The organism is Leucobacter chromiireducens (genome assembly GCF_003917135.1).
Taxonomy (GTDB): domain Bacteria; phylum Actinomycetota; class Actinomycetes; order Actinomycetales; family Microbacteriaceae; genus Leucobacter; species Leucobacter chromiireducens_A.
Genome location: NZ_RPDI01000027.1, coordinates 1 through 24,487 on the forward strand (window position 1 = coordinate 1; position 24,487 = coordinate 24,487).

Genomic DNA, 24,487 nt, shown 5'->3' on the forward strand with positions numbered 1-24,487 from the left:
CGACGGCACGCGCCGCGGCCAGCGCCGCTGCGGCCGAGCCGACGCGGGCGGCCTGGTGGTTCACGGACGGCGTGACGTCCGGCGCGCTGCACGCCGGGGCGCTGACCGTCGCCGCGGGCACCGGCGGGGAGACCCCCGGTGGCGAGAATCCAGGCGGGGAGACCCCCGGCACCGAGACCCCGGGCACCGGAACCCCGGGCACCGAGACCCCGGGCACGGAGACGCCGGGCACGGAAACGCCGGCCGGCGTCACCCCGCAGGCCACGGCCGCTGAGCAGCTCGCGGTGACCGGCTCGGACACGGGGACGCTCGCGCTCCTCGGCGCGTCGATCCTCGCGCTCCTCGGCACCGCGGCGCTCGTCTTCGCCCGGCGCGGCACGCACGCGCGCACCACGGCGCTGCCGGTGGTGGGGGAGTAACCGCGCAGCACGCCACTCTGCCGGCCCCGAGGATCGCGAGCGCCCGCTCGTTCTCCTCGGGGCCGGTGGAGGTTGCGACCCTAGGATGGGGAGCGTGGCCAACGTGAGCGAGCAGGGCGGACCGCGGGACATGCTGCGCGCCGGGTCCGCTGGGGTGTCGAGACGTCGGGCCACGTTGACTGCCCTTGGCACCCTGTGCTTCTCTGCGACGGTGTTCGTCATGCTGTGGCTCACCGCTCCGGTTTCGGACGAGCTGCGCGCCTGGCAGATGGTCCTTGGCGCGGTCGCGGTGCTCGGCGCGGTGCTGAGCAGATGGTTCCCGCTCGGCGGTGCGCTCGCGGCCGGGGTCGCGACGGCGGTCGGGTGGGCGCTGGGTGCGACGGTTGATCCGTTCATCCTGGCGAGTGTTGGGATCTTCGCCGTTGCCGAGCGCCGTGAGTCGCGGCGGTTCCCTGGGTGGCTGCTTGGTGCCTTCGCAGGGATCGTGGTGACCGCGCTCGTTCTGGGCAGTCCGCCGGACGCGTCGGGGTTTGAAGACCGGATGCGGTGGACACTGCTCAGCGCCATCGTCATTGCCGCGGCCTGGGTGCTCGGTGCGCACACGGGCCACGCTCGATGGGAGGCCGCCGCGCGTGCGCGCACGGAGGAACGGCTGCGTCTCGTTCGGGATGTGCACGATGCGCTTTCTCACTCGCTCGGAGCGATCGGCGTCCAAGCAGGCGTCGCAGCGCACGTTGCCGCTCTGAGGGAGCCTGAGCTGCGGGCGACCTTGCGCGACGTGGAGTCTCAGGCGCGCAGCTCGCTGCGTGAATTGAAGTCACTGTTGCAGGGCGAACGATCCGCCGAACCTGGTTCAGAAACCGCGTCGCTTCCGCTGACGAGTCTGCTTCGTGACACCGCGCGCACCGCGGAACGCACTGGCTTGGAGGTCGAACTCAACGGCATGGCGGGCGTCGACGCGCTGCCTGCTGCGATTCGCATGACCGTGCATCGAATCGTCCAGGAAGCGGTCACGAACGCGGTCCGGCACGCCGAAGCATCAACGCTCCGCATCTCGGCGACGGTGCGGGATACCAGGGTCGAGGTGACCGTCAGCGACGATGGGATCGGCGCACCGGCCGGCGTACGCGCGGGTCATGGCCTGACCGGGATGCGGGAACGCGTGGCGCTGGTGGGTGGGGAGCTCTGCGTTGCTTCAACCCCAACGGGGCTCACGTTGACCGCCCGCCTGCCGGTGCGTGTGGCGGACGGGAAAGAGGTGCGTCCGTGAGCACGATCCGGGTGCTGATCGCCGACGACGAGGCCGTGATTCGTGCTTCGCTGCGGCTCTTGGTGGAGCACGAGCCAGGCATGTCGGTGATCGGCGAGGCCGCTGAGGGTAGAGCGGCCGTCGAGCTGGCGCGCGAGTATCGGCCCGATGTGGTGCTCATGGACGTGCAGATGCCGCGGATGAACGGACTCGACGCGACTCGCTCGCTGTGCTTGGAGGAGGCGGGGCCGAGGGTGATCGTGCTGACGACGTTCGACCTGGATGAGTATGTGTTCGAGGCATTGCGCGCGGGCGCGTCGGGGTTCCTCCTCAAGAACAGCCCACCGAGCGAGGTACTGCGCGCGATTCGTGTCGCACACGACGGGGAGGCGCTGCTCGCCCCGGAGGTGACCAGGCGCCTGATCGACCGCTTCGCCGGCCCGTCACGCGGTCACATCGCCGAGTCCGGAGTGGAACGTCTCACGGAACGGGAACGGGAGACGCTGCAATGGATCGGGCTGGGTCGATCCAACGCGGAGATCGCTGCTGCGTTGTTCGTCACCCAGACAACGGTGCGCACGTACGTGAGCCGTATCCTCTCGAAGCTCGGTGCGCGGGATCGGGCGCAACTGGTCGTGGTGGCGTACGAAGCCGGGCTGGTCGGCACACGGCCCTCGGGCTGAGCGCCGGGGATTGTCAACTCTCGCAGACTGACACGGAGCACGGTGTCCGGTTGGCTGGGAGACATGATCGAAGTCAGCCATCTCGTCAAACGTCGCGGCTCGCGTGCAGTCGTCGACGACGTCAGTTTCACCGCCGCGACCGGGCGCGTCACCGGGTTTCTCGGCCCGAACGGGGCGGGCAAGTCGAGCACGCTACGCATCCTGCTCGGCCTCGACCGGGCCACCTCCGGCACCGCCCTGATCGGCGGGAAACCCTACCGTTCCCTGAATCAGCCGCTCCTCAAGGTGGGGGCGATGCTCGATGGCCCCGGCGCGAACACGGGCCGAACGGCCAAGGCGCACCTGCGTTGGGTGGCGCAGTCGAACTCGATCCCGGCCGCACGGGGTGACGAGGTGCTCGCTCTCACCGGGCTGCAGGACGCAGCGAAGGAGCGGATCGGTGGATTCTCACTGGGGATGGGGCAGCGGCTCGGGATCGCGACCGCACTCCTCGGTGACCCCGATGTACTGATCCTTGATGAACCGACGAACGGCCTCGATCCTGACGGCATCCGGTGGATGCGCCGGTTCCTGCGCTCACTCGCCGACGCGGGGAAAGCCGTGCTCGTGTCCAGTCATCTGATGAGCGAGATGGAAGACACCGCTGACGATTTCGTCGTGATCGCGAAAGGCAGAGTCCTCGCCTCCGGCACCGCAGCCGAGGTCACGGGCGCGCACGCGAGCCTGGAAGACGCGTTCTTCGCGCTCACCGACGACCATGCGGAGTATCGCGCCGCGAGCGACACCCCCAGCATCGGTGATGGTGCGGGGCAGCGATGATCGCGCTCATCCACTCGGAAGCGACGAAGCTGCGAACCACGAAAGCGACGTGGATTCTCGGGCTGGTCACGGTGCTCGGCACACTGCCGCTGGCGTGGACGAACGCTGTATCCTCTGCCGATCTTCCCGCTGACAGTGAGTTGCTGTTCTCTTCCGTCCCCATTCCGCCCGAGTATCAGGGCTTCGAAATGGCCGGCTTCGGATATGTGCTGATCGTCGCCCTGGCTGCGCTCTGGTCGGGCAGCGAATACGGGAGCGGCAAGCAAATCCGCACCACCCTGGTTGCGACCCCGAAGCGCCTCCGCGTCTTCATCGTGAAAGCCGTGCTGCTGGCCGTCCTCGTCGCGCTCATCGCGTTCGTCACGATGACCGGCACCATCATGATCACTCACGCCGCAGCGGAGACCGGAATCGACCCGTGGACGTTGACGCCCGCGATCTGGGCGAACCTCGGCGGTGTCACCCTTGCCTGGACGCTGACCGCGCTGATCGCCTTCGCCGTCGGCACCCTGGCCCGAACCGCGATCCTGCCGCTCATCCTGATCGTGCCGCTCGTGATCGGCGTCGGCGACTTCCTCGCGGGATTCTGGGCGGGCGCGAGATTCCTGCCCACAACGGCGGGAGCAGCGCTGTACAACGATCCGGCCTCCGGCACCTTCCTCGACCCCGCGATGGGCGCGCTCGTGCACGCAGGGTGGGCGATCGTCCTCCTGGTGTCTGCCGGCGTGGTCTTCACTCGCCGAGACCTGTAGGAGACGCAGATGACACGCCTCAGCTTCCTGCACACCCTGCGCGCGGAGTTCACCAAGACCCTGACGCTCCGCAGCATCCAGGCGACGCTCGCCGCAGCGTTCGTCGTGCCCGCGGCGCTCGCGCTCGCCTCCGGGCTCGCATTCGATCCTGCCAGCGGCGCACAGTTTCCCATCGAATCACACGGCTTCGAGACGGCAGGGTTCGGACAACCACTCGTGATCCTGCTCGCCGCGCTCATCAGCGGCACCGAGTATCTCGACGGGCAACTCCGCACCACCCTCATCGCGACCCCGAAACGAGGGCGAGTGCTCGCCGCGAAGTTCCTCATCGTCGCCGCGCTCAGCGCACTGATCGGCTGGGGTGCTCTCGGAGGCTCCGTGCTCATGAAGCACGCGGCACTCGGGGCGCACGGCCTCGCGCCCGATCAGTTCACCGCCGGGATGGGGTGGAACCTCCTCGGCGTCGGCATCAACTACGCCCTGATCTCACTCATCGCCGCAGCCATCACCATCATCGCCCGCACCTTCATTGTGACCCTCGTCGTGCTCGTTCCCCTCGTCCTCGGTGTCACGATCTCCCTGGTCGGCGTGATCCCGCTGCTGAAGTACCTCCCCGACCTCGCCGGGATCCAACTCCTCATGCCCTACCCTGGCGTCGGCGTGCTCGAACCAGTCCCTGGAGGCCTCGTGATGACGCTGTGGGCGGTGGTGCTCAGCGGCATCGCTACGGCAGTATTTCTCACCCGCGACTCGCCGGCCGCCGAGCCACTGAGTTGACGGTTCGCGCCCACGAGAGCACGGAGGGGCAGGCAGACAGGCCGGCAGGCAGGCCCGGACGGGAACCGTCGCCGGGCCTGTCTGGCCTACGCGTGCAGCGCGGCGTTCAGCACGATGCCGGATCCCTCGCGGGGCAGCGCCTCGACCGCGCCGGTGCGCGAGTTGCGGCGGAAGAGCAGCTGGGCGACGCCCGAGAGCTCAACCGCCTTCACCTCGACGGGCTCGCCTGCCGAATCGGCGGTGCCCTGCGGCAGGACGACCTTCGTGCCGGCGGTGACGTAGAGCCCCGCCTCGACGACGCTGTCGTCGCCGATCGAGATGCCGACGCCGGAGTTCGCGCCGAGCAGCGCACGCTCGCCGATCGTGATCCGCTGCGTGCCGCCACCGGACAGGGTGCCCATGATCGAAGCGCCGCCGCCGATGTCGGAGCCGTCGCCAACGACGACGCCCTGCGAAATGCGGCCCTCCACCATCGAGGCGCCGAGCGTGCCGGCGTTGAAGTTCACGAAGCCCTCGTGCATCACCGTGGTGCCGGGCGCGAGATACGCCCCGAGGCGCACGCGCGACGCGTCGGCGATGCGCACGCCGGCCGGAACGACGTAGTCGGTGAGGCGCGGGAACTTGTCGAGGCCCACCGCGGTGATCCCGGCGCGCTTCAGCTGCGGCAGGCGCGCCGCGTAGTCCTCGGGCAGCATGGGGCCGGCGCTCGTCCACGCGATGTTCGGCAGCTTGCCGAAGATGCCGTCGAGGTTCAGCGAGTTCGGCAGTGCGAGGCAGTGCGACAGCAGGTGGAGACGGAGGTACGCGTCCTCGGTGCTCGCCGGGGCGGCGTCGAGGTCGATCTCAACATTCACGAAGCGCAGCTCGACGCCGCGCGCCTCGTCCGCGCCCGTCAGGCCGGCGAGCTCGGCCGGCGCGATCCAGGGATCACGGTCCTCGGGGCGCTGTCCGAGCGCGGGAGCGGGGAACCAGGCGTCGAGGGTGGTACCGTCAGCGGCGATCGTAGCGATTCCGGCGGCCCAGGCGTAGCGGGTCTCAGTCATACACACAATGCTAGCGAAGCCCCGGCGCCCACGGGCCAGCGCCGACGCCCTAGGCTGGACGGGTGAGCACCCAGGACACCCAGCGCCCAGCATTCCGCCTCGATCCAGCAGCCGGCCCGGTCGGGCTGACGCGGCAGCTCTGCGACATCCCGTCGGTGTCCGGCGACGAACGCGCCATCGCCGACGCGGTTGCCGCGGTGCTCTCGGAGCACGCGCCGCACCTGCACGTGACGCGCGACGGGGACACCATCATCGCGCGCACCGAGCTCGGCCGCGCGCGCCGCGTCGCGATCGCCGGTCACCTCGACACGGTGCCGATCAACGACAACCTTCCCGTGCGTGATGTCGTCGAGCCCGAGACGGGCGAGGCGATGATCTGGGGGCGCGGCACGGTCGACATGAAGGCCGGCGTCGCGGTGCAGCTCGCGCTCGCGGTCGAGCTCGCCGAGCCGGCCGTCGACCTCACCTGGGTCTGGTACGACCACGAGGAGGTGGCGTCCGAGCTCAGCGGCCTCGGCCGTGCGATGCGCAACCACCCCGAGCTGTTCGCCGCCGACTTCGCGATCCTGGGAGAGCCGTCCAACGGCACGATTGAGGGCGGCTGCAACGGCACCCTCCGGGCCCGCGTCGCGCTCACGGGGAAGCGGGCGCACTCGGCGCGCAGCTGGATGGGGATCAACGCGATCCACCGCGCCGGGGCGCTGCTCGCCCGCCTCGACGCCTACGAGGCGGAGCGCGTCGTGGTGGACGGCCTGGAGTACCGCGAGGGGCTCAACGCGGTGCGGATCGAGGGTGGGGTCGCCGGCAACGTGATCCCGGATCGCTGCGTCATCGAGGTGAACTATCGCTTTGCCCCGAGCCGGTCGGGGGAGGAAGCGGTCGCCTTCGTGCGCGAGTTCTTCGCCGACGCCGACGAGGTGGACATCGTCGACCTGTCGCCGGGTGCGCGTCCCGGGCTCGACGCACCGCTCGCCCAGCGCTTCGTCGCAGCGGTGGGGCAGGAGCCGAGCGCCAAGCTCGGCTGGACCGACGTGTCACGCTTCTCCGCGCTCGGGATCCCGGCCGTGAACTTTGGTCCGGGCAACGCGCTCCTCGCGCACGCCGACGACGAGCGCGTGCCTGTTGCGCAGATTGAGCACGGCTATGCGGCCCTCAAGGACTGGCTTTCCGCCCCGCTCGGCGAAAACTGAACGACTCCGCACGTCATCCGGGGTCTCCGAGTTCGCCTTGCTCACTCGCGGACCGATAAAATGGATACGAACCACCAAACTATGCGAGGAGGCGTCATGGCTGCAATGAAACCGAGGACTGGGGATGGACCCATGGAGGCGGTGCGTGAAAGCAGGCTGATCGTCGTTCGTGTTCCGCTCGAGGGCGGGGGACGACTCGTGGTGTCGGTGAACGACCAGGAAGCCGCCGAGCTGCGCGATGTGCTCGCCGGCGTGCTCGACGGCTAGACACCCCAGCGCGCGCCACGGTGGCGCACGCGACAGGCCCGGCTCCTCACCCGAGGAGCCGGGCCTGTTGTGTCTCCCCGAGCGCCGGCGAGGCCGCGAACTCGGGGGAGCGCGCGATGCCAGGCAGTGCCTCGCCGGAAGCCTCCCGGCGAGTTGTGTGGACAACTGAACGCGACGTGACGCCGCGAGGAAGCTTCAGTGACGGTGGTGCGTGTCGCCGACGGCGGTGAATGCGCCGCACAGACTGGATTTCGGCGTGGTCAGATGGGCCGCGGCCGTCCACCACTTCTGAAGACATCTGGGAGCCAGTCACTGTGAGGAAACACACTATTGCCGCGTCGATCGGCGCGCTCGCACTCGGCGTCACCGGCGTGTGCGCGGGGATCGCCCCCGCCGCGCTGGCCGCACCGGCCGCACCGGCCGCGCCTGCCGATGAGGCCGCGCCGAAGACGCTCGTGATCGGCGTCGACGGCGCCGCGTTCGACGTGTTCGCGGAGACCGCGCTGCCGAACATCCGCGCGCTGCAGGCCGGCGGCCTGACGGCCGAGAGTAACCTGCCGGGCAGCCCGATGGCGCCGACCGTCTCCGGTGCTGGCTGGTCGACGATCGCGACGGGCGTCTGGCCGGACAAGCACAACGTCGTCGACAACAACTTCACCGCCCCGCGCTACGACGTGTACCCCGACTACCTGAGCCGGATCGAGACGGCGCAGCCCGAGCGGGGCACCGCGGCGATCGGCACGTGGGGCCCGATCTCGACCCGCGTGTTCGGGCAGGCAGTGGACACCCGCGTGCAGGGCGCAGGCGACGCGGACACCACGGCCCGTGCGGTGGCGAAGCTCGCCGAGCCCACCACGGACGACGTGTTCGTGCACCTCGACGAGGTGGACGGCGCCGGCCACTCAAGCGGCTCGAGCTCGCAGGCGTACCGGGACGCGCTCATCGTGGCCGACCGGCAGATCGGCGAGCTGATCGCCGCAGTGCAGGCCAGGCCTGGCTATGCCGGCGAGGACTGGCTTATCATGCTCACCTCGGATCACGGCCACACGCCGCGCGGCGGGCACGGCGGCTCGACGAAGCTGGAGCGGAAGACGCACGTGATCGCGCAGGGTAGCGGGTTTGCGCCCGGCTCGGTGCGCCACGACGTGAAGATCTCCGACATCGCGCCGACCGTGCTCGCGCACGTTGGCATCGCGCGCGACGCCGCGTGGGATCTCGACGGTGCCGCCGTGCGAGACCTCGTGCCCGACGACTTCGACGCGCTCCGCCCGCAGCTGCGCGTCGCGGCGCAGGAGACCGGGCCGGGCCAGCTCCTCGGCTGGACCGATGTGGCGCCGACGGGGTGGACGGTCGACAACTCCCGGATGCCGACGGGCGGCGCACCGGAGTTCCGCGGCTGGACGTTCATGACCGACGACTTCTTCTCAAACGTCGAGCTCGGGCAGCACCGCGAGAACAACGTGCGCTCGCGCGACGTGTTCGCGGTCGCGGACTCTGATGAGTGGGCCGACGTGTCGCCGCGCGGCGGGAACCAATTCGATTCGACACTGATCACCCCGGCGTACGAGCTGAACGGTGCGGCCACCGCCGACGTGTCCTTCGTCTCCGACTACGCCGTCGATGGCCCGCAGGGCGCGAGCGTGTGGGTGGTGTTCGACGAGGCGTCGGGCGCGCCGCGTCAGAAGCTGCTCGATTACCCGGCCGACGGCACGCGCATGAACCCGGTGAACGCGGTCGAGCGCCACACGGTCGAGCTGCCGCGCGGCGCGGACGGTGCGCTCCCGAAGACGCTGAGCCTGCAGTTCTCGTACTCGGGGAACAACAGCGCGTTCTGGGCGATCGACCAGGTCCGCTTCGGGCAGCCGGACGCGCCAAGCGCGCCTGCGGAGATCGCGCTCTCGGCGGCGAAGCTCACCGCGGGTGAGACGGTGACCGTCACGGGGAACGGCTTCGCCGCTGGCGAGGAGGTGCGCTTCGAGCTGCGCTCCACGCCGCAGCAGCTGGGCTCAGCCGTCGCCGACGCGGCTGGCGCGCTGTCAGCCGAGCTCCGCGTGCCGGCGGAGACCGCGGCGGGGGAGCACCACCTTGTCGCCGTGCGCGCCGACGGCTCCGAGCTGTCGCAGCCGCTCACCGTCGCGGCGGTCGACCCTGGCACGGACCCCGGCACGGACCCCGGCACCGACCCCGGAACCGACCCCGGCACCGACCCCGGCACGACGCCCGGCACTGATCCCGATCCCGCACCGGGGTCGGTGACGACGGCGCGGCCCGGCGCGTCCGAGCACGCGGGCGAGCTCGCGACGACGGGCGGCGGCGTGCCGGCGCTCATCGTTGGGGGTGCGGTGGCCGCGGCGCTGCTCGGCGGTGGTGTGCTGCTCGCGGTGCGCTCGCGTCGGGACGCCGACCCGCTCGGCTAGGCGGCCCCGCCCCCGAAACCCCGCGCATCTTTCGAAAACGGCAGCATCTTCGGAGGAATCTACGCGATCTCGAAAGATGCGCGGGGTCTCGGGGCGGGGTGCACGCGCACCCCGCTCGGCTAGCCGTCCAGCCGCACGAGCGTGAGCAGCCCGTCGCCAGCCGGGGAGAGCATCGGGGCGATCGCCGCCGACTCGGCGACGAGCGTCAGCAGATCACGCACCGCCTGCGTCTCGGCGTCGCGTGCCGCGGGATCCGGCACCCTGCCGTGCGCGAACGCGCCGGGCACGATGATGCAGCCGCCCTGCCGCACGATCCCGAGCGCGTACTCGAAGTGCTCGAGCAGCTGCGCGGGATCGGCGTCCAGCAACACCAGATCGTAGGAGTCGAGGTTCAGGCGGGGCATCACGTGGCGCGCGTCGCCCTCGATCGCGCGGAGGCGCGCGGCGGGGATCCCGGCCTCGGCGAACATCGTGCGCGCCTCGCGCAGATACTCCGGCTCGATCTCGATGGTGGTGAGGGTCGCGTCGTGCGCGTGGCGGAGTAGCGAGAGCCCGCTCACGCCGACGCCTGTGCCCACCTCGCAGATGGCCTGCGCGCGCGTGAGCACGGCGAGGCCGGAGAGCTGCGCGCCGATGGAGCGGCTCACGGGCTCGATGCCGAGCTCAAGGGACAGCCGGCGGGCCCGGACGAGCGCGTCGGTTTCCCCCGGGTACTGTTCGGCGTACTGCCAGTTGCGTTCGAGCTTGCTCACGTTTTCCTCCGAAAGTCTTGCGTGCTGACCGGCAGGGGCCGCATCTCTGCCGGCTCCCACCGCACGCTCACTCTTAGCGTAGGGCCACCCGCGCACTCACGTCGCGCCACACGCGCGCCAGCGCGCCGAATTGTTGCCGCGAGCTGGTGCGGCGGTCTCCTATGCCGAGGCGCTCAGCGGCCGGTAGCCGCCGCCGGTCTCGACGAGCACCTCGACGTCGGCTGGCGCCGGCCAGCTGGCTGGCACCGCCGCCTCGTCGGCATCGCCGGCCGCGCCGTACACGCTGCCCGGGCCGTCCCCGTCCTCCTCGTCGATGTGCATGCTCTCGAGCCGGCCGTCTTCCACGAAGAGCCTGATCCCGAACTGCTGGCCAGCGGCGTCGCGGAAACGGCCGATCACGGGGAAGGTCGCGGTGCCAGGCACGGCGCGCGCGACCGCGTCGGACACCTCGAACGCGGAGTACCCGAGCTCGGGCTCCTCGTCCGCGAACCGAACGAGCCGCGCGGTGGCGAGCTGCTCGCGCAGCTGCGGGGCGCCGAACTCCTCGGTTGCGGACAGCAGCCGAAGCGCGAGGCCGCGCACCTCGTCGGGCAGCTCGACGAGCGACCGCCCGTCCTCGTCTGCGCCCGGGAGATCCGACAGGCTGAAGCCGGCGTCGTTCCGACTCGCCGCCCAGGATGCGAGGCCGAGGGCAAGGCTGCCCACCGCGAGCCACAGCCGCGGCCGGGTCACCCCCGAGCGCACGAGCCGGTCGTGGACCTTGGCGTCCACGGCCTCGCCGACTTCGGCGAGCCCGAGCGCCGCGCCGGCGGCTCCCGCGGTGAGGGCCGTGCGGTTGAGCGGCCCGAGGAGATCGAGGTCCGCCGCCGAGCGGGGGCGCAGCGTCGCCCAGACAACCCACCCGGTCACCGCCGCAACCGCCCCGCGGTACGCGAGCCGACTACCGGGGGTGAGCCGGCGCGGCTCGACGAGCGTGAGCGCGCCCACGATCGCGCTCGACACGACGCCGTGCGACACGCTTCGGGGATCGTTCAGGCGGCGGAGGATCTGACGTGCTCGCATGTGCTCAGGGTAGCGGCAGGATCCCCGGGAATGCTGGGCGCGTTCCGCGTCGCCGTGGCAGCCGAGACACGCGTCGCTGCACGCCCCGCGTCACCCCGTCGGCACCAGAATCAGCGCTACGATAGTGGCTTATGGGACTCACGTTCGAGAAGCTGCTGGTGATCTTGGTGATCGCGCTCTTCGTTGTGGGGCCCGACCGGCTGCCGATGTACGCGAAGAAGCTCGGGGATCTCGTGCGCAGCCTGAAGCGCATGGCCGACGGCGCGAAGGACCGCCTCCGCGACGAGATGGGGCCGGAGTTCGACGACGTCGACTGGAAGCAGCTCGATCCGCGGCAGTACGATCCGCGTCGGATCATTCGCGATGCGCTCGTCGAGGATGAGCGCGAGGCGCGCACCGCGGCGCGGCGCGCACGCGCTGAGGAAGCAGCGGAGAAGCGCGCAGCTGCGGCGTCTCTTGCGGAACCCCCTGCTGGCGGCATATTCTTCGACGAGGAGGCAACATGATGAACCACGGTTCCGCATGACCTCCCCGGCGAGCGCGGGGGAGCCGCACGACTGGAAGCGCCCGCTGGGCGCCGAGCAGGGTGCGCCTCGCCAGGTGCTCAACGAGCTCATGTACGCGCTCGACACGACGTCCATCGTCGCGATCACCGATCGCCGCGGCATCATCACCTACGTCAACGATCGGTTCTGCGACATCTCGCAGTACGCGCGAGACGAGCTGATCGGCGAGACCCATCGCATCGTCAACTCGGGGCGACACCCCAAAGAGTTCTTCAAGGAGATGTGGCGCGTGATCGGTCGCGGTGAGGTGTGGAAGAACGAGATCTGCAACCGCGCGAAGGACGGCACGGAGTACTGGGTCGATACGACGATCATCCCGCTGCTCGACGAGCGCGGGAAGCCCGAGCGGTACGTGGCGATCCGGAGCGAGGAGACCGCGCGTCACCTCGCGGAGGAGCAGGTGCGCCTCCTCGCGTACACCGACTCGGTCACGGGTCTTGTGAACCGCGAGTCCATGCTGCGCGCCATCTCGACCGCCGTGCAGTCCGGCTCGGGGAAAGACTTCAGCGCCTTCGTGTCGATCAGCGTCGACGAGCTGTCGGTCGTGAACGACGCCTTCGGCTTCGAAGCGGGGGATCGGCTGCTCCTCGAGGCGTCGAAGCGCCTGCACGGGATCGAGAACGCGGGCGCACGCGTCGGCCGGATCGGCTCGAACACGTTCGGGATCCTGCTCCCCAACCTCGCCGCGAGCAGCCGCGAGGCTGAGGAGGCGTGCCTCGAGCTCATCGAGCGCGTGCTCGAAGTGGTCGCCGGGCCGGTCGAGCTCGGCTCCGGCGTGGTCATCGACGTGTCCGCGAGCGTCGGCTACGTGCTCTGGGCGAGCGGCGAGGCGCGCCGCATGAGCGACGCGTCCGACACCGACGGCTGCCCGGCGAACGAGTTCATCGTGACCGACGATCCGCACGAGGTGGTGAAGTGCTCCGAGATCGCTCGGAAGCGCGCGCGGCGCGAGGGCGGCCCGCACCGGCTCCGGCAGTTCCGGCAGCGCATGCTGCACGAGGCGCGCGACCGCGTACGGCTCATCTCGGAGCTGCACCGCGGCATCGAGAAGGGCGAGCTGCAGCTCTACGCGCAGCCGATCGTCGACCGGGATCGCCAGCTGATCGGCGAGGAGGGCCTGATCCGCTGGTTCTCCAGCGAGCTCGGCACCGTCGCGCCCGACGAGTTCATCCCGCTCGCCGAGCAGACCGGGGTGATCGTCGAGATCGGCGACTGGGTGCTGGAGGAGGCGTGCCGCACGCTGGCTGAGTGGAGCACCGAGCCAGAGCGGGCCGGCCTCACCCTCTCTGTGAACCTGAGCGCGCGACAGCTCCGCGTCGACGGCTTCGCTGACCGCGTGCACGAGGCGCTCGTGCGGCACGAGGTGCCGCCCGGCCGCCTCACCCTCGAGCTCACCGAGAGCGTGCTGCACACCGACCTCGACCGCACGGTCGGCATGCTCGCGGTGCTGCGCACGCAGGGGGTGCAGTCCTCGCTCGACGACTTCGGCACCGGCTACTCCTCGCTGAGCTACCTGCAGCAGCTGCCCGTGCAGCAGCTCAAGATCGACCGCTCGTTCGTGTCCTCTGTGGTGCACGACGCGCAGGCCGCAGCCATCGCCCAGACCATCGTCTGGCTGGGCCGCACCTTCAGCCTCCAGATCGTCGCCGAGGGCGTCGAGACCGAGGCGCAGTTCGAGAAGCTCCGCGAGATCGGAGTCGACGCGTTCCAGGGCTACCTGTTCGGCCGGCCACGCCCGGTGCGGGATCGCCTCGTCGCGGCGTAGCGCGGCTAGCTGGGTCGCAGCCCCAGCTGACGCCCCGCGAGCCCGCGCCCGCGCCCGGCGATCGCGCGTGCGACCTCGAGGACGACGGCCGCGGCCGGGTCGCTCGGCTCGGTCAGCACCGCGGGTTCGCCGGCGTCGCCGCCCGCGCGGAACGCCGGGCTGAGTGGCACGCTGCCGAGCAACGGCACCTCGCCGTGCTCGTCGTCGCTCAGCCGCTCGGCGACGAGCGCGCCACCGCCTGAGCCGAACACGTCGATCACCGAGCCGTCGGGCTGCGCGAGCCCCGCCATGTTCTCCACGACGCCGATCACCCGCTGCCCGGTCTGCCTGGCAACGAGCGCGCTGCGCACGGCGACGTCGGCCGCCGCCTCCTGCGGGGTCGTGACGACGAGCACCTCGGCGTTGGGGAGGAGCTGGCCAACGCTGATCGCGATGTCGCCGGTGCCCGGCGGCAGGTCGAGCAGCAGCACGTCGAGGTCGCCGAACCACACGTCGCGCAGGAACTGCTCGATCGTGCGGTGCAGCATCGGTCCGCGCCATGACACCGCGGTGGTGCGCGGATCGGCGTCGCCGAGGAACATGCCGATCGAGATCACTTTCACGCCGTGCGCCACGGGCGGGAGGATCATGTCGTCGACGCGGGTCGGCTGCGTCGCGCGACCGTCGCGGCTGAGCCCCAGGATGCCGGGGATCGAGAACCCAAAGATGTCGGCGTCGACGAGGCCGACGGAGAGCCCCTGCGCGGCGAGGGCGACCGCGAGCCCCGCGGTGAGCGACGACTTGCCGACGCCGCCCTTCCCGCTCGTCACCGCGATGACGCGGGTGAGGGAGTCCGGGCCGAACTGCATCGGCCGCGTGCCGCCCGGGCCGCGCACTCGCTCGGTGAACGCGCGTCGCTCCGCCGGGGACATCACGCCGACGGCAACGGTCGCTGCGGTGATCCCGCTCGCGCCAGCGGCCGCGGCCTGCGTGTCCGCCTCGATGCGGCGCGCTGCCGGGCAGCCAGCGATCGTGAGCAGGATCGACACCTCTGCGGCGCCGGCGTCGTCCACCCGCACGTCGCGCACCATGCCGAGCTCGGTGATGGGGCGCAGGATCTCGGGATCGCGCACCGCGGCGAGCGCGGTCCAGACGGCGCGCTCGGCCTGGCTGGCGTCGGCCGGGGCGCCGGTGAGCGCCGCCTCAGCCGGCTGCTCCGCTCCGGTCACGGCGCGCTCCGCTCGGGCGCGGGATCGCTGCCGGGCTCGGACTCGGGCGCGGGATCGCTGCCCGGCTCCGTTTCCGGTTCCGGCTCCGGCTCCGGTTCCGGCTCGTCCTCCTCCAGCTCGGCGAGCAGCGCGCGGAGCTCGGCTCGCAGGAACTCCCGATCCGGCAGCTCCTTCATCGCGAGGCGCAGCGCGACGACCTCGCGTGCGAGGAACTCGGTGTCGGCGAGCGCGCGCTCGGAGCGCTGCCGATCCTGCTCGATCTGCACGCGGTCGCGGTCGTCCTGCCGGTTCTGCGCGAGCAGGATCATCGGCGCGGCGTACGAGGCCTGCAGCGACAGGATCAGCGTCAGCGCGGTGAAGCCGAGCGCCGCCGAGTCGAAGCGCGCGTGCTCCGGCCCGAACGTGTTCCACGCGAGCCACGCGATGCAGAACAGCGTGAGGATCAGCAGGAACCACGGCGTTCCCATGCCGCGCGCGATGCTCTCGGTCCACCGCCCGAAGCGCTCGTTGCCGCTGACGCGCGCCTCGCCGCCACGGCCGCTCGGCCGCGCGGCGCGCGCGCCGGCCTGGCGGGGCGCGTCGAGACCGGGATCCCGGCCGAACAGCCTCATCGTCCGGCCCCCGGCGCGCTCGTCTCGTCGTCCGCGTGCCGCCAGTCGTCGGGCAGGAGATGATCGAGCACGTCGTCGACGGTCACGACCCCGACGAGGCGGTTCTGGTCGTCGACGACGGGCAGCGCGACGAGGTCGTAGCTCGCGAGCCGGCGCGACACCTCGGCGGCGCTCGCGTGCACGGTCACGGCCTCGATCTCGGTGTCCACGAGCGCGACGAGCCGCTCGTGCGGCGGGAAGCGCAGCATGCGCTGGAAGTGCGCCATACCGAGGTACTCGCCGGTCGGCGTCTCGTAGGGCGGGTGCGTGACGTACACCGCCGATGCCATCGCGGGCGGAATCTCGGCGCGGCGGATCATCGCGAGCCCCTCGGCGACGCTCGACTCGGCCGACAGCACGATCGGTGAGGGGCTCATGAGGCCGCCAGCGGTGTCCGCGTCGTACTCGAGCAGGCGGCGCACGTCCTCGGCCTCCTCGGGCTCCATGAGGTCGAGGAGCTCCTCGCCCTTGGCCGCGGGGAGCGCGGAGATGAGGTCGGCCGCATCGTCGGGCTCCATCCGATCGAGCACGTCGGCGGTGCGGTCCGGGCGGAGGTTCGCGAGCAGCGCGAGCTGATCCGGCTCGGTCATCTCCTCGAGCGCGTCGGCAACGCGGGCGTCCGGCAGCTCGCCCACCACCTCGATCATGCGCGCCTGCGGGAGTTCGAGCAGCGCCTCGGCGAGGTCCGCCGGCTTCAGATCCACCATGGTCTGGATGAAGAGCTCCGCCGACTGCGCGCCAGCGGCCGGGAGTCGGATCTCGGACCAGCGCACCGTCTTCGCGTCCCCGCGGCTGAACGGCGCCGCCGGCTTCGGGAGCCGCACGAACACCTCGGACACGAGCCACTCACCGGAGCGCGAGCGCTCAATGGCCGCGTCCTCGATGCGCGCCGTCACGGGAGCCGCGCCGGGAGCCTCGGAGGCGAGCTGCACGTCACGGCCGATGAGCTCCGCGATCATGCGGGTCTCGCCGCCGCGCTGCTCGAAGCGGCGGACGTTGATGAGGCCGGTCGTGATGACCTGCCCGGAGCCGATCGAGGTGACCCGGCTGATCGGCACGAACACGCGCCGCTTGCCGGGGATCTCGACGATCAGGCCGACCACGCGCGGCGCAGCGGCCGAGCGGAACACGACGAGCACATCGCGCACTTTGCCGATGCGATCGCCCACCGGGTCGAACACGCTGCGCCCGGCGAGCCGCCCCACGAATACCCTCGAAGTCCTCACACCCCTACGCTAGCGCGCCCGGCCGTGTTCGCGCGCGCGAGACGCCAGCCAATTCAGCGGCGCAAAGCCCCCGCTCAGCCAGGATCGGGCACACTGAGCGCATGGCACCCAACCCGAGCGCTCACGTCAGTCGCAGGCTCCTCCTCGCGCTGCCGGCGGTCGCCGCGCTCGGCCTCGTCGCCTGCGCGCCGGAGCCGGACAGCGGGGGCGGCGCCGGGGCGCCACGGCCCAGCCAGGATCCCGAACCGTCACCGGCGCCAGAGCCAGAGCCAGAGCCAGCGCCGGCCCAGCTGCTCATCGCCTCCCTCGCGCACGGCGACGAGATCGCCGTCATCGATCCCGCGCGAGACGCCGAGCCGGTGACCGGGCGCATCCGGGTGGGGGCGGCGCCGTGGGGCGTCGGCGCGCACACCGACGCGGCCGGCGCGACCACGGTGTACGCGGCGACCGCCGAGGGGCTCGCCATCGTCGACCTCGCGCGCGGTGAGCGCGCAGCGCTCGTGCCGTACGCGCACCCGGCGCCGCGCATCGCGCAGGGCGAGTACCGGCCGGGCGGGCTCGGCCTCGCCGTGTCGCCAGACGGGGCGCGCGTCTACGTCGCGGTGACGCTCGGGGAGGGCCCGGCCTGGCTCGACGTGGTCGACACCGCGAGCCGCCGCGTGATCGAGAGCGTGCCCGTCGGCGTTCGCCCGTTCGACGTGCTCGTCGCGCCGGACGGCAGCTGGGCCGCGACCGTCGACCACGACAGCTTCTCCGTGACCGTCGTCGACACCGAAACCTTCGCCGCGACCACGCACGAGGTCGCGCCGTTCGGCGCGGAGGGCGGACTCGCCTCCTGGGAGAAACTGCACTACGGCGCGGTGGCCGACGACGGCACGATCCTGCTCCCCGTGCAGGGGCTCACCGTTGTGCGCCTCGACCCGGTGACGGGGGAGCGCACCGCCATCGCGAGCGAGGCGAACTCCCACTCGCACGGCGCAGCGCTCGCGGGATCGACCCTCCTCACCGTCGGCACCGGCGCGTTCGGCAACGCCGACGGCGGCTCGAACCTCTCCATCCTCGACACGACGAGCGGGGCGGAGCGCATCGTGCCGCTCGCCGTGCCGCACGAAACCGTCGCCGTCTGGCGCGCGGACGACGGCACCGAGTTCGCCGCGGTCGCCGGCGGAAACACCCGCGACCTCGGGTGGGACGGCCTCACCCTCGTGCCGCTCGCCGGGGACGACTCAGCGGCGCCGCGCGAGATCGCGGTGCCCGGCTACCCGCAGGCGGTCATCGCGGTGCCTGGCGTGGCCTGAGCGCGCCGCGGCGAGGCGCTGGCAGACGCAGCCGCGATCCCGATCTGCTTGGAAATGCGCCGAGCGCGAAAGAATCCCGCGAATCACCGCATCAGATGGGAGAATCGAGGTATGAGCACACCAGGCCCCATGTCGTCCTCGCGCGTCCCGCTGATGCCGGAGATCCCGAAGGGTGACATCGTCTCGACCTACGACCGCTACGAGGACGCCAAGCACGCGGTCGACGTGCTCGCGCGCGCCAGCTTCCCCGTGCAGCGGATGAGCATCGTCGGCAACGACGTGCGCAGCGTCGAGCGGGTCACCGGCCGCCTCACCTACGGCCGCATCGCGCTCATGGGCGCGCTGTCCGGCGCGTACCTCGGCCTCTTCCTCGGCCTGCTGCTCTTCATCTTCCAGCCCGACAACTCGGCGATCCTCGGGGTGTTCCTCGCCGCCGTCGTGATCGGCGCGGGCTTCGGCATGCTCTTCGGTGTGCTGTCGTACGCGATGAACCGCAACCGCCGCGACTTCTCCTCCGTGATGCAGATGGTGGCCACCCGCTACGACCTCATCACCGAGCCCGAGCTCGTCCACCAGGCACGCCAGGTGCTCACCGACTCGGTGCAGCAGCAGTAGCGCGGGACGACGCCCGACCCGCGGACGCTGGGCGGACGCCGCACCACACGGAGTGACGCAGAGATGGACCTCGAGATTGGCCGCGGACTCACCATCCCCGCGGCGGAGCTGCGCTGGCGCTTCTCGCGCGCCTCGGGGCCGGGCGGGCAGCACGTCAACACCTCGGACAGCAGGGTCGAGCTGTTCTGGAGCGTCGCCGACTCCGCGGTGCTGAGCGATGCGCAGCGCGCGCGGCTCACCGAGCGGCTGGCCGCGCGCCTCGTCGGCGGCGTGCTCACGGTCGCGGCCTCCGAGCGGCGCTCGCAGCTGCGCAACCGGCAATCAGCTCGGGATCGCCTCGCCGGCCTCATCGCCGACGCGCTCGCCCCGGATGGGCCGGCGCGGCGCGCAACGAAGCCGACCAGGGGATCGCAGCGACGCCGACTCGATGAGAAGGGGCGTCGGTCGCAGACGAAGCAGCAGCGCCGGCGGCCAGCCGCCGAGTGAGGCCGGCCGGGCGCGCGCGGTAGAATCGCCTGATGCCCCCGCGTTCCCCATTGCCGCAGCGCCTCGGCCTCGACGCGGCCTGGATGCGCACCCCCGACTTCGAGGCCGCGAACCCGCGTCCCTGGCCAACGATGCGCGACTGGCTGGCCTCCCGGCTCTCCCAGCACATCGACGTCGACGACTTCTTCGCGGCCGAGCGCTTCGTGCGGCAGTCCGGCGAGCCGTTCCGCGCGGACGCCGAGTACCGGCCGAACACGTTCGTGTGGTTCTACCGGGATCTGCCCGAGGAGACGCCAGTGCCCGGCGAGGTGCGCGTGCTGCACCGCGACGAGCGGATCGTCGTGATCGATAAGCCCCCGTTCCTGTCGTCGATCCCGCGCGGCAAGCACATTCGCGAGAGCGTCGTGGTGCGCATGCGGGATGAGCTGGGGCTGCCCGAGCTGACGCCCATGCACCGCCTCGATCGAGTGACCTCCGGGCTGCTGCTGCTCGCCACCGAGAAGCGCTGGCGCGGGGCATACCAGAGCATGTTCATGCGCGGCGAAGTCGCGAAGACGTACCGCGCGTCGGCCGGGATCCGGCCCGAGCTGCGGCTGCCCGCGACGGTCTCGAATCACCTGCGCAAGGACCACGGGACCTGGCAGGGGAGCGTGGTGCCCGGCGCGGAGCCGAACGCGGAATCGCTCGTCGAGCTGGAGCGCGAGCTCGCGCCAGCCGAGGTGCAGGCCGCCTGGGGCGCGACGCCGTCTGGACGCTGGGGCGTGTACCGGCTGACGCCGCGCACCGGGAAGACGCACCAGCTGCGCCTGCACCTGCTCGGCCTCGGCATCCCGATCGCGGGGGATCCGCTCTACCCGACGGTGCTCGACACCGCGGTCGACGACTTCAGCACGCCGCTGCAGCTGCTCGCGAGTGAGCTGCGCTTCACGGACCCGGTGGATGGCGCGGAGCGGCGGTTTGTGAGCGACCGGGGCTTCCCGCTGGTGGCCTCTGACCCAACTCCCATTTAGTGCGGGTTTGAGCCGGTTTCGCTCCCGATGAGCGGCTCGGACTCTCACTCAGATTCAGCTGGCGGGTGGGGCCGTGGGTGTGTGGCGCCGCGGGTGGGTGGCGCCGCGGGCTCCACTCCAGCTCGGCGAGCCCGGCCAAACTCTCATTTAGTGCGAGGTTGATTCGCTTTCTCCCTCGGATTCCGGTGCAAAGTGGCAGGAAGTCCGCGAAGCTCGCCCAACCCAACCCGACCCGACCCGACCCGACCCAACCCAACCCAACCCAACCCAACCCAACCCAACCCAACCCAACCCACCCACCCCAACCCACCCAACCCACCTCACCCACCCGGCCGCGCGAGCGCCGCGACCCGGTCCGCCCGCTCGAAGCCGTTGACCTCACGACCGAGGTGCCGATACAGGCGGAGCATGGTCATCCGGTTCTTCACCTCGAGCCCGGGCACCAGCTGGGCGAGCTCGACCTCGGCGGCGAGCAGACCGCGGCGATCCCGGGCTCCGATCGCCACGATCACGTTCGCGGGCCCGGTGGAGCTCGCGGCGAACTGCACCGCTGGCACCGAGACGAATCGCTCGAGTGCCGCCGCGAGACTCGGCGCGGGGAGCTGCAGGAACAGCCAGTTCACCGCAGGGTAGGGATTGAACCGCTCGGACATATCCGCGCGCAGCTGCAGGTGTCCCTGCTCGCGCAGCCTGGCGAGCGCGTCAGCGGCGCGCTGCCCGCTCACCCCCACCCGGGCGCCGAGCTCCGCGACGGGCATCCGCACGTCGGTGTGCAGCGTGTCCCGGATGGCTGCGGCGAGCGCGGGATCGATCCGTTTCGCGGAGGCCTCCCGCGCGGCGCGCGGCGCGGGAATGCGGGACACCTGTGCGGCGCTGAGCGCCTGGATCGTCCACTCGGAGCCCTCCTTGTACACCCGGCTGACGAGGTGCGAGCGCACGGCGCGCACCTCGGGGATCGCGCCGATCTCCTCGAGGAGGAAGCGCGCGAGCGCGTCCTCGTCGCGCGCAAAGAGGGTGACGAAGAGGTCGCACGCGCCGGTGGCGAGCTCGATTGATCCCACCCCGGGCAGCTCAGCGATCGACCGGGCCGCGGCGAGCACCTGCCCGGGAAAGCTGTCGACCTCGATGAGCGCGAGCGCGTCGAGCCCTCGCGACCCCTGCATCGCGCTCAGCCACACGGCCCCACCGTCGACGAGGCGCTGCCAGCGGCGCGCCAGAGTGTGCGCGTCAACGCCGAGCACGGCGGACAGCGCGTTCCAGCGCACGCGCGGGTCCACCTGCAACGCGTGAATAATCTGAAAATCAAGCTCATCTAGTGAGATATCGGACATTGATCCCCCTTCAAATGCAAACTTCCCGCATCTCCGCCGTAATCCTGCATCACCTGTCAGAGTACCGATCCGTTCCATCAATTCGCTTATACTTCGTCAGGAAACGACAACATGACCATAGACAGCGCCGTCGCCACGACTCTCCGCCCGCAGGGCAGAGCTCGGCTTCTCGTTCCGACATTCATCGCCGTTGAGCTCTTCGCCGGCCTGATCCAGGGCTGGATCATGCCGTTGCTCGGCGAGATCACCAAGTTCCACGCCGTGCCTGCTGGCTCGATCAGCCTCTACTTCATGATCACGATGCTCACGTCCGCGATGTGCGTGCCGTTCTTCTCGATGCTCGCTGATCGCTACGGCAAGCGGACACTGCTCGTCACCGCCGCGCTGCTTACCGCGGTGGGCAGCGCGATGATCGCGTTCGCCCCGACGTTCGCGTTTGTGCTCATCGGCTCCGCGGTGCAGGGTCCCGTCGCGGCGCTGCTGCCCATCGAGATGGGGATCCTGAAGGAGCAGCGTCCCGCGCAGGCGAACCGCATCGTGAGCGCGCTCGTCGGGACGCTGACGCTCGGCGTCGCGCTCGGCAGCCTCCTGAGCGGCATCATCATGGACGCCACGGGAGACCTCGCGCTCACGCAGGCGATTCCCGCGATCCCGCTGTTCCTGCTGGCCGCTGCCGTGTACCTCAGCCTGCCGCGCGACACCCCCAACCGTGGCAGCTCGGTCGACTGGTTCGGTGCGGTGCTGTTCAGCGGCTCGCTTGGCGCACTCATGTACGGGCTGACCTCCGGCACGGAGCTCGGCTGGCTGCACCCGGCGACGCTCGCCGCGCTCCTCGGCGGCGTGATCGGCGCGGTGCTGTTTGTGTGGGTCGAATCGCGCGTGGCCTCGCCGCTGCTCGACTTCACGGTGCTGCGCCGCGTGAAGCTCGGCATCCCCATGATCCTCGGCTTCCTCATCGCGCTGACCGCGTTTGGCATCTCGACGCCGACGACGCTGTACCTCACCGCGCAGCCGGACACCGTCGGCTACGGCGTTGGGATGGGCACGGGCAACGCCGGGCTCATCGTGTCGCTCGTGTTCCTCTGCTCGAGCCTCGGCGCGTTCGTGGCTCCCGTTGCCGTGCGCCTGCTCGGCACCGCGCGCGCCGTCGCCGTCGCCGCGACCGTGTCGGCCGCGGCGCTGCTGCTGCTCATCACCGCGCCGACGTCGCCCGTGATCGTCACGCTGCTGCTCGCGATCAACTCGTTCGCGTCGTGGGTGGCGCTCGGGATCCTTCCCGGCGTGATCGTCGCCCGCGCACCGCTCAGCGTCGCGACCACGCTCTCCGGCCTCTACAACTGCCTCCGCTCGCTCGGCGGTTCGGTCGCGGGCGCGCTCGTCGCGGCAATCATGGCAACGCTCGTGCTCGCGGAGTCCAACAGCGACGCGGTCGCGGTTCCCGCGCTCAGCTCCTTCCAGGTGATCTGGGGCGTGTTCGCCGGCTGCCTGCTCGCCTCCGCGCTGCTCGCCCTGCTGCTGAGCCGCAGGCAGTCCGACCGGACCGAGGCCGTGATCACCGCTCCCGCCGAGCCGCTCGTCACCCCGTAGCGACCGCTCGCACCCCCTCTCCACCCGCGGGCCGGCGGAACGCAGCCGCCGGCCCGCCCGCTCAGAAAGCAGCACCATGACCACCGCATCACCCACCCAGCAGCGCGCCGAGCAGACGATCCGCGCGGCCGCCTCCGAACTCCTGGAACTCAGCCACGCGATCGGCGCCGATCCGGAGCTGGGATTTGAGGAGCACCGCGCCGCCGCGCGCGTGGCCGATGCGCTCACCGCAGCCGGCTACGCGGTGCAGCTCGGCGCGTACGGGCTGCCGACCGCGATCGCTGCAGAGTACGGCGCGGGCGAGGTAACGATCACGGTCGTCGGCGAGTACGACGCCCTCCCCGGAGTGGGGCACGCCTGCGGCCACAACATCATCGCCGCCGCCGGGGTTGGTGCGGCGCTCGGGCTCCGCGCCGTCGCCGACGAACTCGGGTGCCGCATGGTCTTCCTCGGCACGCCCGCGGAGGAGAACGGCGGCGGCAAGGTGATCATGCTCGAGCGCGGCGCCTGGGACGACGCGACGTTCTCGCTCATGGTGCACGCGGCAGGCGCCGGCCAGATTCGCACGACCGGCGGGAGCAGCCAGGCCCTCGACTACTGCGAGGTCACCTTCCACGGCAAGCCGGCGCACGCCGCGTTCGCGCCGGAGGAAGGCATCAACGCGGGCAGCGCGGTGACGCTCACCGAAGTGGGGATCGGCCTGCTCCGCCAGCACATGCCGAGCGACGTCGTGATCTCCTCGATCGCCTCAACCGGGTCTGCGGTGAACGTCATCCCCGAGTCCGCGACGATGCAGCTCGAGATCCGCGGGAACACCGCGGAGTCGTGGGAGAGCGCGAAGTCGCGCGTGCGGCAGATCGTCGCTGGCGCGGCGCTCGCCGCGGGGTGCACGTACGAGATCGAGGTGCCGACGCCCGGCTACGCGCCACTCGAGCAGGATCCGGATCTTGCCGCGAGTTTCGACCGCACACTCGCGGAGCTTCGCGGTGACGACGTCGAAGGCTGGGGCCCCGGCATGACGCTCGGCTCCACCGACATGGGCGACGTGTCGCGCTACCTCCCCGCGATCCACCCGATGATCGCGCTCGACGGCGTGACCGCGAGCCCGCACCAGCACGAGTTCGCCGCGGCGGTCGTGTCGCCGGCTGGCGACACGGCGGTGCTGAACGGTGCGATCGCGCTCGCGCGCACCGCCATCGCCGCGGTCGAGGATCCAGCAGTGCTGGATCGCCTGCTCACGGCGCAGCGCGCCCGCGCGCCGCACCCGCGCGGACACTGGGCCGACGCCCCGCTGCCGGTGTAGCGCGCGGGGCCG

The 24,487-nt window shown here is 71.1% G+C and carries 24 protein-coding genes; 17 read left to right on the forward strand and 7 right to left on the reverse strand.

What is annotated here, in order from left to right:
• The 6 genes from EGM46_RS11770 to EGM46_RS11795 all read left to right on the forward strand — a co-directional run.
• On the forward strand, positions 1 to 419 hold a 419-nt coding region (locus EGM46_RS11770), incomplete at its 5' end, for an LPXTG cell wall anchor domain-containing protein (RefSeq protein WP_125100342.1).
• A gap of 103 nt (positions 420 to 522) precedes the next feature.
• Positions 523 to 1,689 (forward strand): sensor histidine kinase, encoded by a 1,167-nt coding sequence (locus EGM46_RS11775; protein WP_125100343.1) that lies wholly within the window; start codon positions 523 to 525, stop codon positions 1,687 to 1,689.
• A complete protein-coding gene (locus EGM46_RS11780) occupies positions 1,686 to 2,351 on the forward strand; it encodes a response regulator transcription factor (protein ID WP_125100344.1) in 666 nt (221 codons plus the stop codon). The genes EGM46_RS11775 and EGM46_RS11780 overlap by 4 nt, the downstream gene beginning before the upstream one ends.
• A gap of 63 nt (positions 2,352 to 2,414) precedes the next feature.
• Positions 2,415 to 3,170 carry an ABC transporter ATP-binding protein gene (locus EGM46_RS11785; RefSeq protein WP_125100345.1) on the forward strand — a complete coding sequence of 252 codons (756 nt, stop codon included), beginning with the start codon at positions 2,415 to 2,417 and terminating at the stop codon, positions 3,168 to 3,170.
• Positions 3,167 to 3,922, forward strand: a complete 756-nt coding sequence (locus tag EGM46_RS11790; protein ID WP_125100346.1) for an ABC transporter permease — start codon at positions 3,167 to 3,169, stop codon at positions 3,920 to 3,922. The genes EGM46_RS11785 and EGM46_RS11790 overlap by 4 nt, the downstream gene beginning before the upstream one ends.
• 9 nt (positions 3,923 to 3,931) lie before the next feature.
• On the forward strand, positions 3,932 to 4,699 hold the full coding sequence (locus EGM46_RS11795) for an ABC transporter permease (protein ID WP_125100347.1): 768 nt from the start codon (positions 3,932 to 3,934) through the stop codon (positions 4,697 to 4,699).
• Positions 4,700 to 4,785: 86 nt separating this feature from the next.
• Here the strand turns inward: EGM46_RS11795 and dapD are convergent, their stop codons facing one another.
• A complete protein-coding gene (dapD, locus tag EGM46_RS11800) occupies positions 4,786 to 5,742 on the reverse strand; it encodes a 2,3,4,5-tetrahydropyridine-2,6-dicarboxylate N-succinyltransferase (protein WP_125100348.1) in 957 nt (318 codons plus the stop codon).
• Positions 5,743 to 5,804: 62 nt separating this feature from the next.
• Here dapD and dapE point away from each other — a divergent pair, with 62 nt between their 5' ends.
• The 3 genes from dapE (at position 5,805) to EGM46_RS11815 (ending at position 9,616) form a co-directional block, all read left to right on the forward strand.
• Positions 5,805 to 6,932 (forward strand): succinyl-diaminopimelate desuccinylase, encoded by a 1,128-nt coding sequence (gene dapE / locus EGM46_RS11805; protein WP_125100349.1) that lies wholly within the window; start codon positions 5,805 to 5,807, stop codon positions 6,930 to 6,932.
• Between the two features lie 96 nt (positions 6,933 to 7,028).
• Positions 7,029 to 7,199 carry a DUF3117 domain-containing protein gene (locus EGM46_RS11810; protein WP_075201434.1) on the forward strand — a complete coding sequence of 57 codons (171 nt, stop codon included), beginning with the start codon at positions 7,029 to 7,031 and terminating at the stop codon, positions 7,197 to 7,199.
• Positions 7,200 to 7,513: 314 nt separating this feature from the next.
• The gene (locus EGM46_RS11815) at positions 7,514 to 9,616 is read left to right on the forward strand and encodes an alkaline phosphatase family protein (RefSeq protein WP_164512886.1); all 2,103 of its coding nucleotides are present in this window, start codon (positions 7,514 to 7,516) and stop codon (positions 9,614 to 9,616) included.
• Between the two features lie 119 nt (positions 9,617 to 9,735).
• Here the strand turns inward: EGM46_RS11815 and EGM46_RS11820 are convergent, their stop codons facing one another.
• On the reverse strand, positions 9,736 to 10,368 hold the full coding sequence (locus EGM46_RS11820) for an O-methyltransferase (RefSeq protein WP_125100351.1): 633 nt from the start codon (positions 10,366 to 10,368) through the stop codon (positions 9,736 to 9,738).
• A 159-nt stretch (positions 10,369 to 10,527) separates the two neighbouring features.
• Positions 10,528 to 11,430, reverse strand: coding sequence for a hypothetical protein (locus EGM46_RS11825; RefSeq protein WP_125100352.1), 903 nt, complete (start codon positions 11,428 to 11,430; stop codon positions 10,528 to 10,530).
• A gap of 131 nt (positions 11,431 to 11,561) precedes the next feature.
• Between EGM46_RS11825 and EGM46_RS11830 the strand changes: the two genes are divergently transcribed.
• Together EGM46_RS11830 and EGM46_RS11835 are read left to right on the forward strand one after the other, a co-directional pair.
• The gene (locus EGM46_RS11830) at positions 11,562 to 11,936 is read left to right on the forward strand and encodes a twin-arginine translocase TatA/TatE family subunit (protein WP_125100353.1); all 375 of its coding nucleotides are present in this window, start codon (positions 11,562 to 11,564) and stop codon (positions 11,934 to 11,936) included.
• A gap of 16 nt (positions 11,937 to 11,952) precedes the next feature.
• Positions 11,953 to 13,761 carry a putative bifunctional diguanylate cyclase/phosphodiesterase gene (locus tag EGM46_RS11835; protein ID WP_241156309.1) on the forward strand — a complete coding sequence of 603 codons (1,809 nt, stop codon included), beginning with the start codon at positions 11,953 to 11,955 and terminating at the stop codon, positions 13,759 to 13,761.
• A gap of 5 nt (positions 13,762 to 13,766) precedes the next feature.
• Here EGM46_RS11835 and EGM46_RS11840 read toward each other — a convergent pair whose 3' ends face one another.
• From EGM46_RS11840 to EGM46_RS11850, 3 genes are all read right to left on the reverse strand, one after another.
• Complete coding sequence (locus EGM46_RS11840) at positions 13,767 to 14,873, reverse strand: Mrp/NBP35 family ATP-binding protein (RefSeq protein ID WP_241156312.1); 1,107 nt, start codon at positions 14,871 to 14,873, stop codon at positions 13,767 to 13,769.
• A gap of 92 nt (positions 14,874 to 14,965) precedes the next feature.
• Entirely contained in the window at positions 14,966 to 15,580 is a 615-nt protein-coding gene (locus EGM46_RS11845; RefSeq protein ID WP_125100355.1) for a DUF1003 domain-containing protein, read from the reverse strand.
• Positions 15,577 to 16,845: a magnesium transporter MgtE N-terminal domain-containing protein gene (locus EGM46_RS11850; RefSeq protein ID WP_125100356.1), complete on the reverse strand. Its 1,269-nt coding sequence runs from the start codon at positions 16,843 to 16,845 to the stop codon at positions 15,577 to 15,579. Before EGM46_RS11850 ends, EGM46_RS11845 begins: the two co-directional genes overlap by 4 nt.
• A gap of 101 nt (positions 16,846 to 16,946) precedes the next feature.
• Between EGM46_RS11850 and EGM46_RS11855 the strand changes: the two genes are divergently transcribed.
• From EGM46_RS11855 to EGM46_RS11870, 4 genes are all read left to right on the forward strand, one after another.
• Positions 16,947 to 18,143 (forward strand): YncE family protein, encoded by a 1,197-nt coding sequence (locus EGM46_RS11855; RefSeq protein ID WP_125100357.1) that lies wholly within the window; start codon positions 16,947 to 16,949, stop codon positions 18,141 to 18,143.
• Between the two features lie 111 nt (positions 18,144 to 18,254).
• Positions 18,255 to 18,758, forward strand: coding sequence for a general stress protein (locus tag EGM46_RS11860; RefSeq protein ID WP_241156310.1), 504 nt, complete (start codon positions 18,255 to 18,257; stop codon positions 18,756 to 18,758).
• 63 nt (positions 18,759 to 18,821) lie between these two features.
• On the forward strand, positions 18,822 to 19,244 hold the full coding sequence (gene arfB, locus EGM46_RS11865; protein ID WP_125100358.1) for an alternative ribosome rescue aminoacyl-tRNA hydrolase ArfB: 423 nt from the start codon (positions 18,822 to 18,824) through the stop codon (positions 19,242 to 19,244).
• A 32-nt stretch (positions 19,245 to 19,276) separates the two neighbouring features.
• On the forward strand, positions 19,277 to 20,254 hold the full coding sequence (locus EGM46_RS11870; protein ID WP_125100359.1) for a pseudouridine synthase: 978 nt from the start codon (positions 19,277 to 19,279) through the stop codon (positions 20,252 to 20,254).
• Between the two features lie 320 nt (positions 20,255 to 20,574).
• On the opposite strand, the gene EGM46_RS11875 is transcribed toward EGM46_RS11870, so the two are convergent.
• The gene (locus EGM46_RS11875; protein WP_164512887.1) at positions 20,575 to 21,585 is read right to left on the reverse strand and encodes an Lrp/AsnC family transcriptional regulator; all 1,011 of its coding nucleotides are present in this window, start codon (positions 21,583 to 21,585) and stop codon (positions 20,575 to 20,577) included.
• Positions 21,586 to 21,696: 111 nt separating this feature from the next.
• Between EGM46_RS11875 and EGM46_RS11880 the strand changes: the two genes are divergently transcribed.
• Together EGM46_RS11880 and EGM46_RS11885 are read left to right on the forward strand one after the other, a co-directional pair.
• The gene (locus tag EGM46_RS11880; protein WP_125100361.1) at positions 21,697 to 23,172 is read left to right on the forward strand and encodes an MFS transporter; all 1,476 of its coding nucleotides are present in this window, start codon (positions 21,697 to 21,699) and stop codon (positions 23,170 to 23,172) included.
• 76 nt (positions 23,173 to 23,248) lie between these two features.
• The gene (locus EGM46_RS11885; RefSeq protein ID WP_125100362.1) at positions 23,249 to 24,475 is read left to right on the forward strand and encodes a M20 family metallopeptidase; all 1,227 of its coding nucleotides are present in this window, start codon (positions 23,249 to 23,251) and stop codon (positions 24,473 to 24,475) included.
• Positions 24,476 to 24,487: the final 12 nt, after the last annotated feature.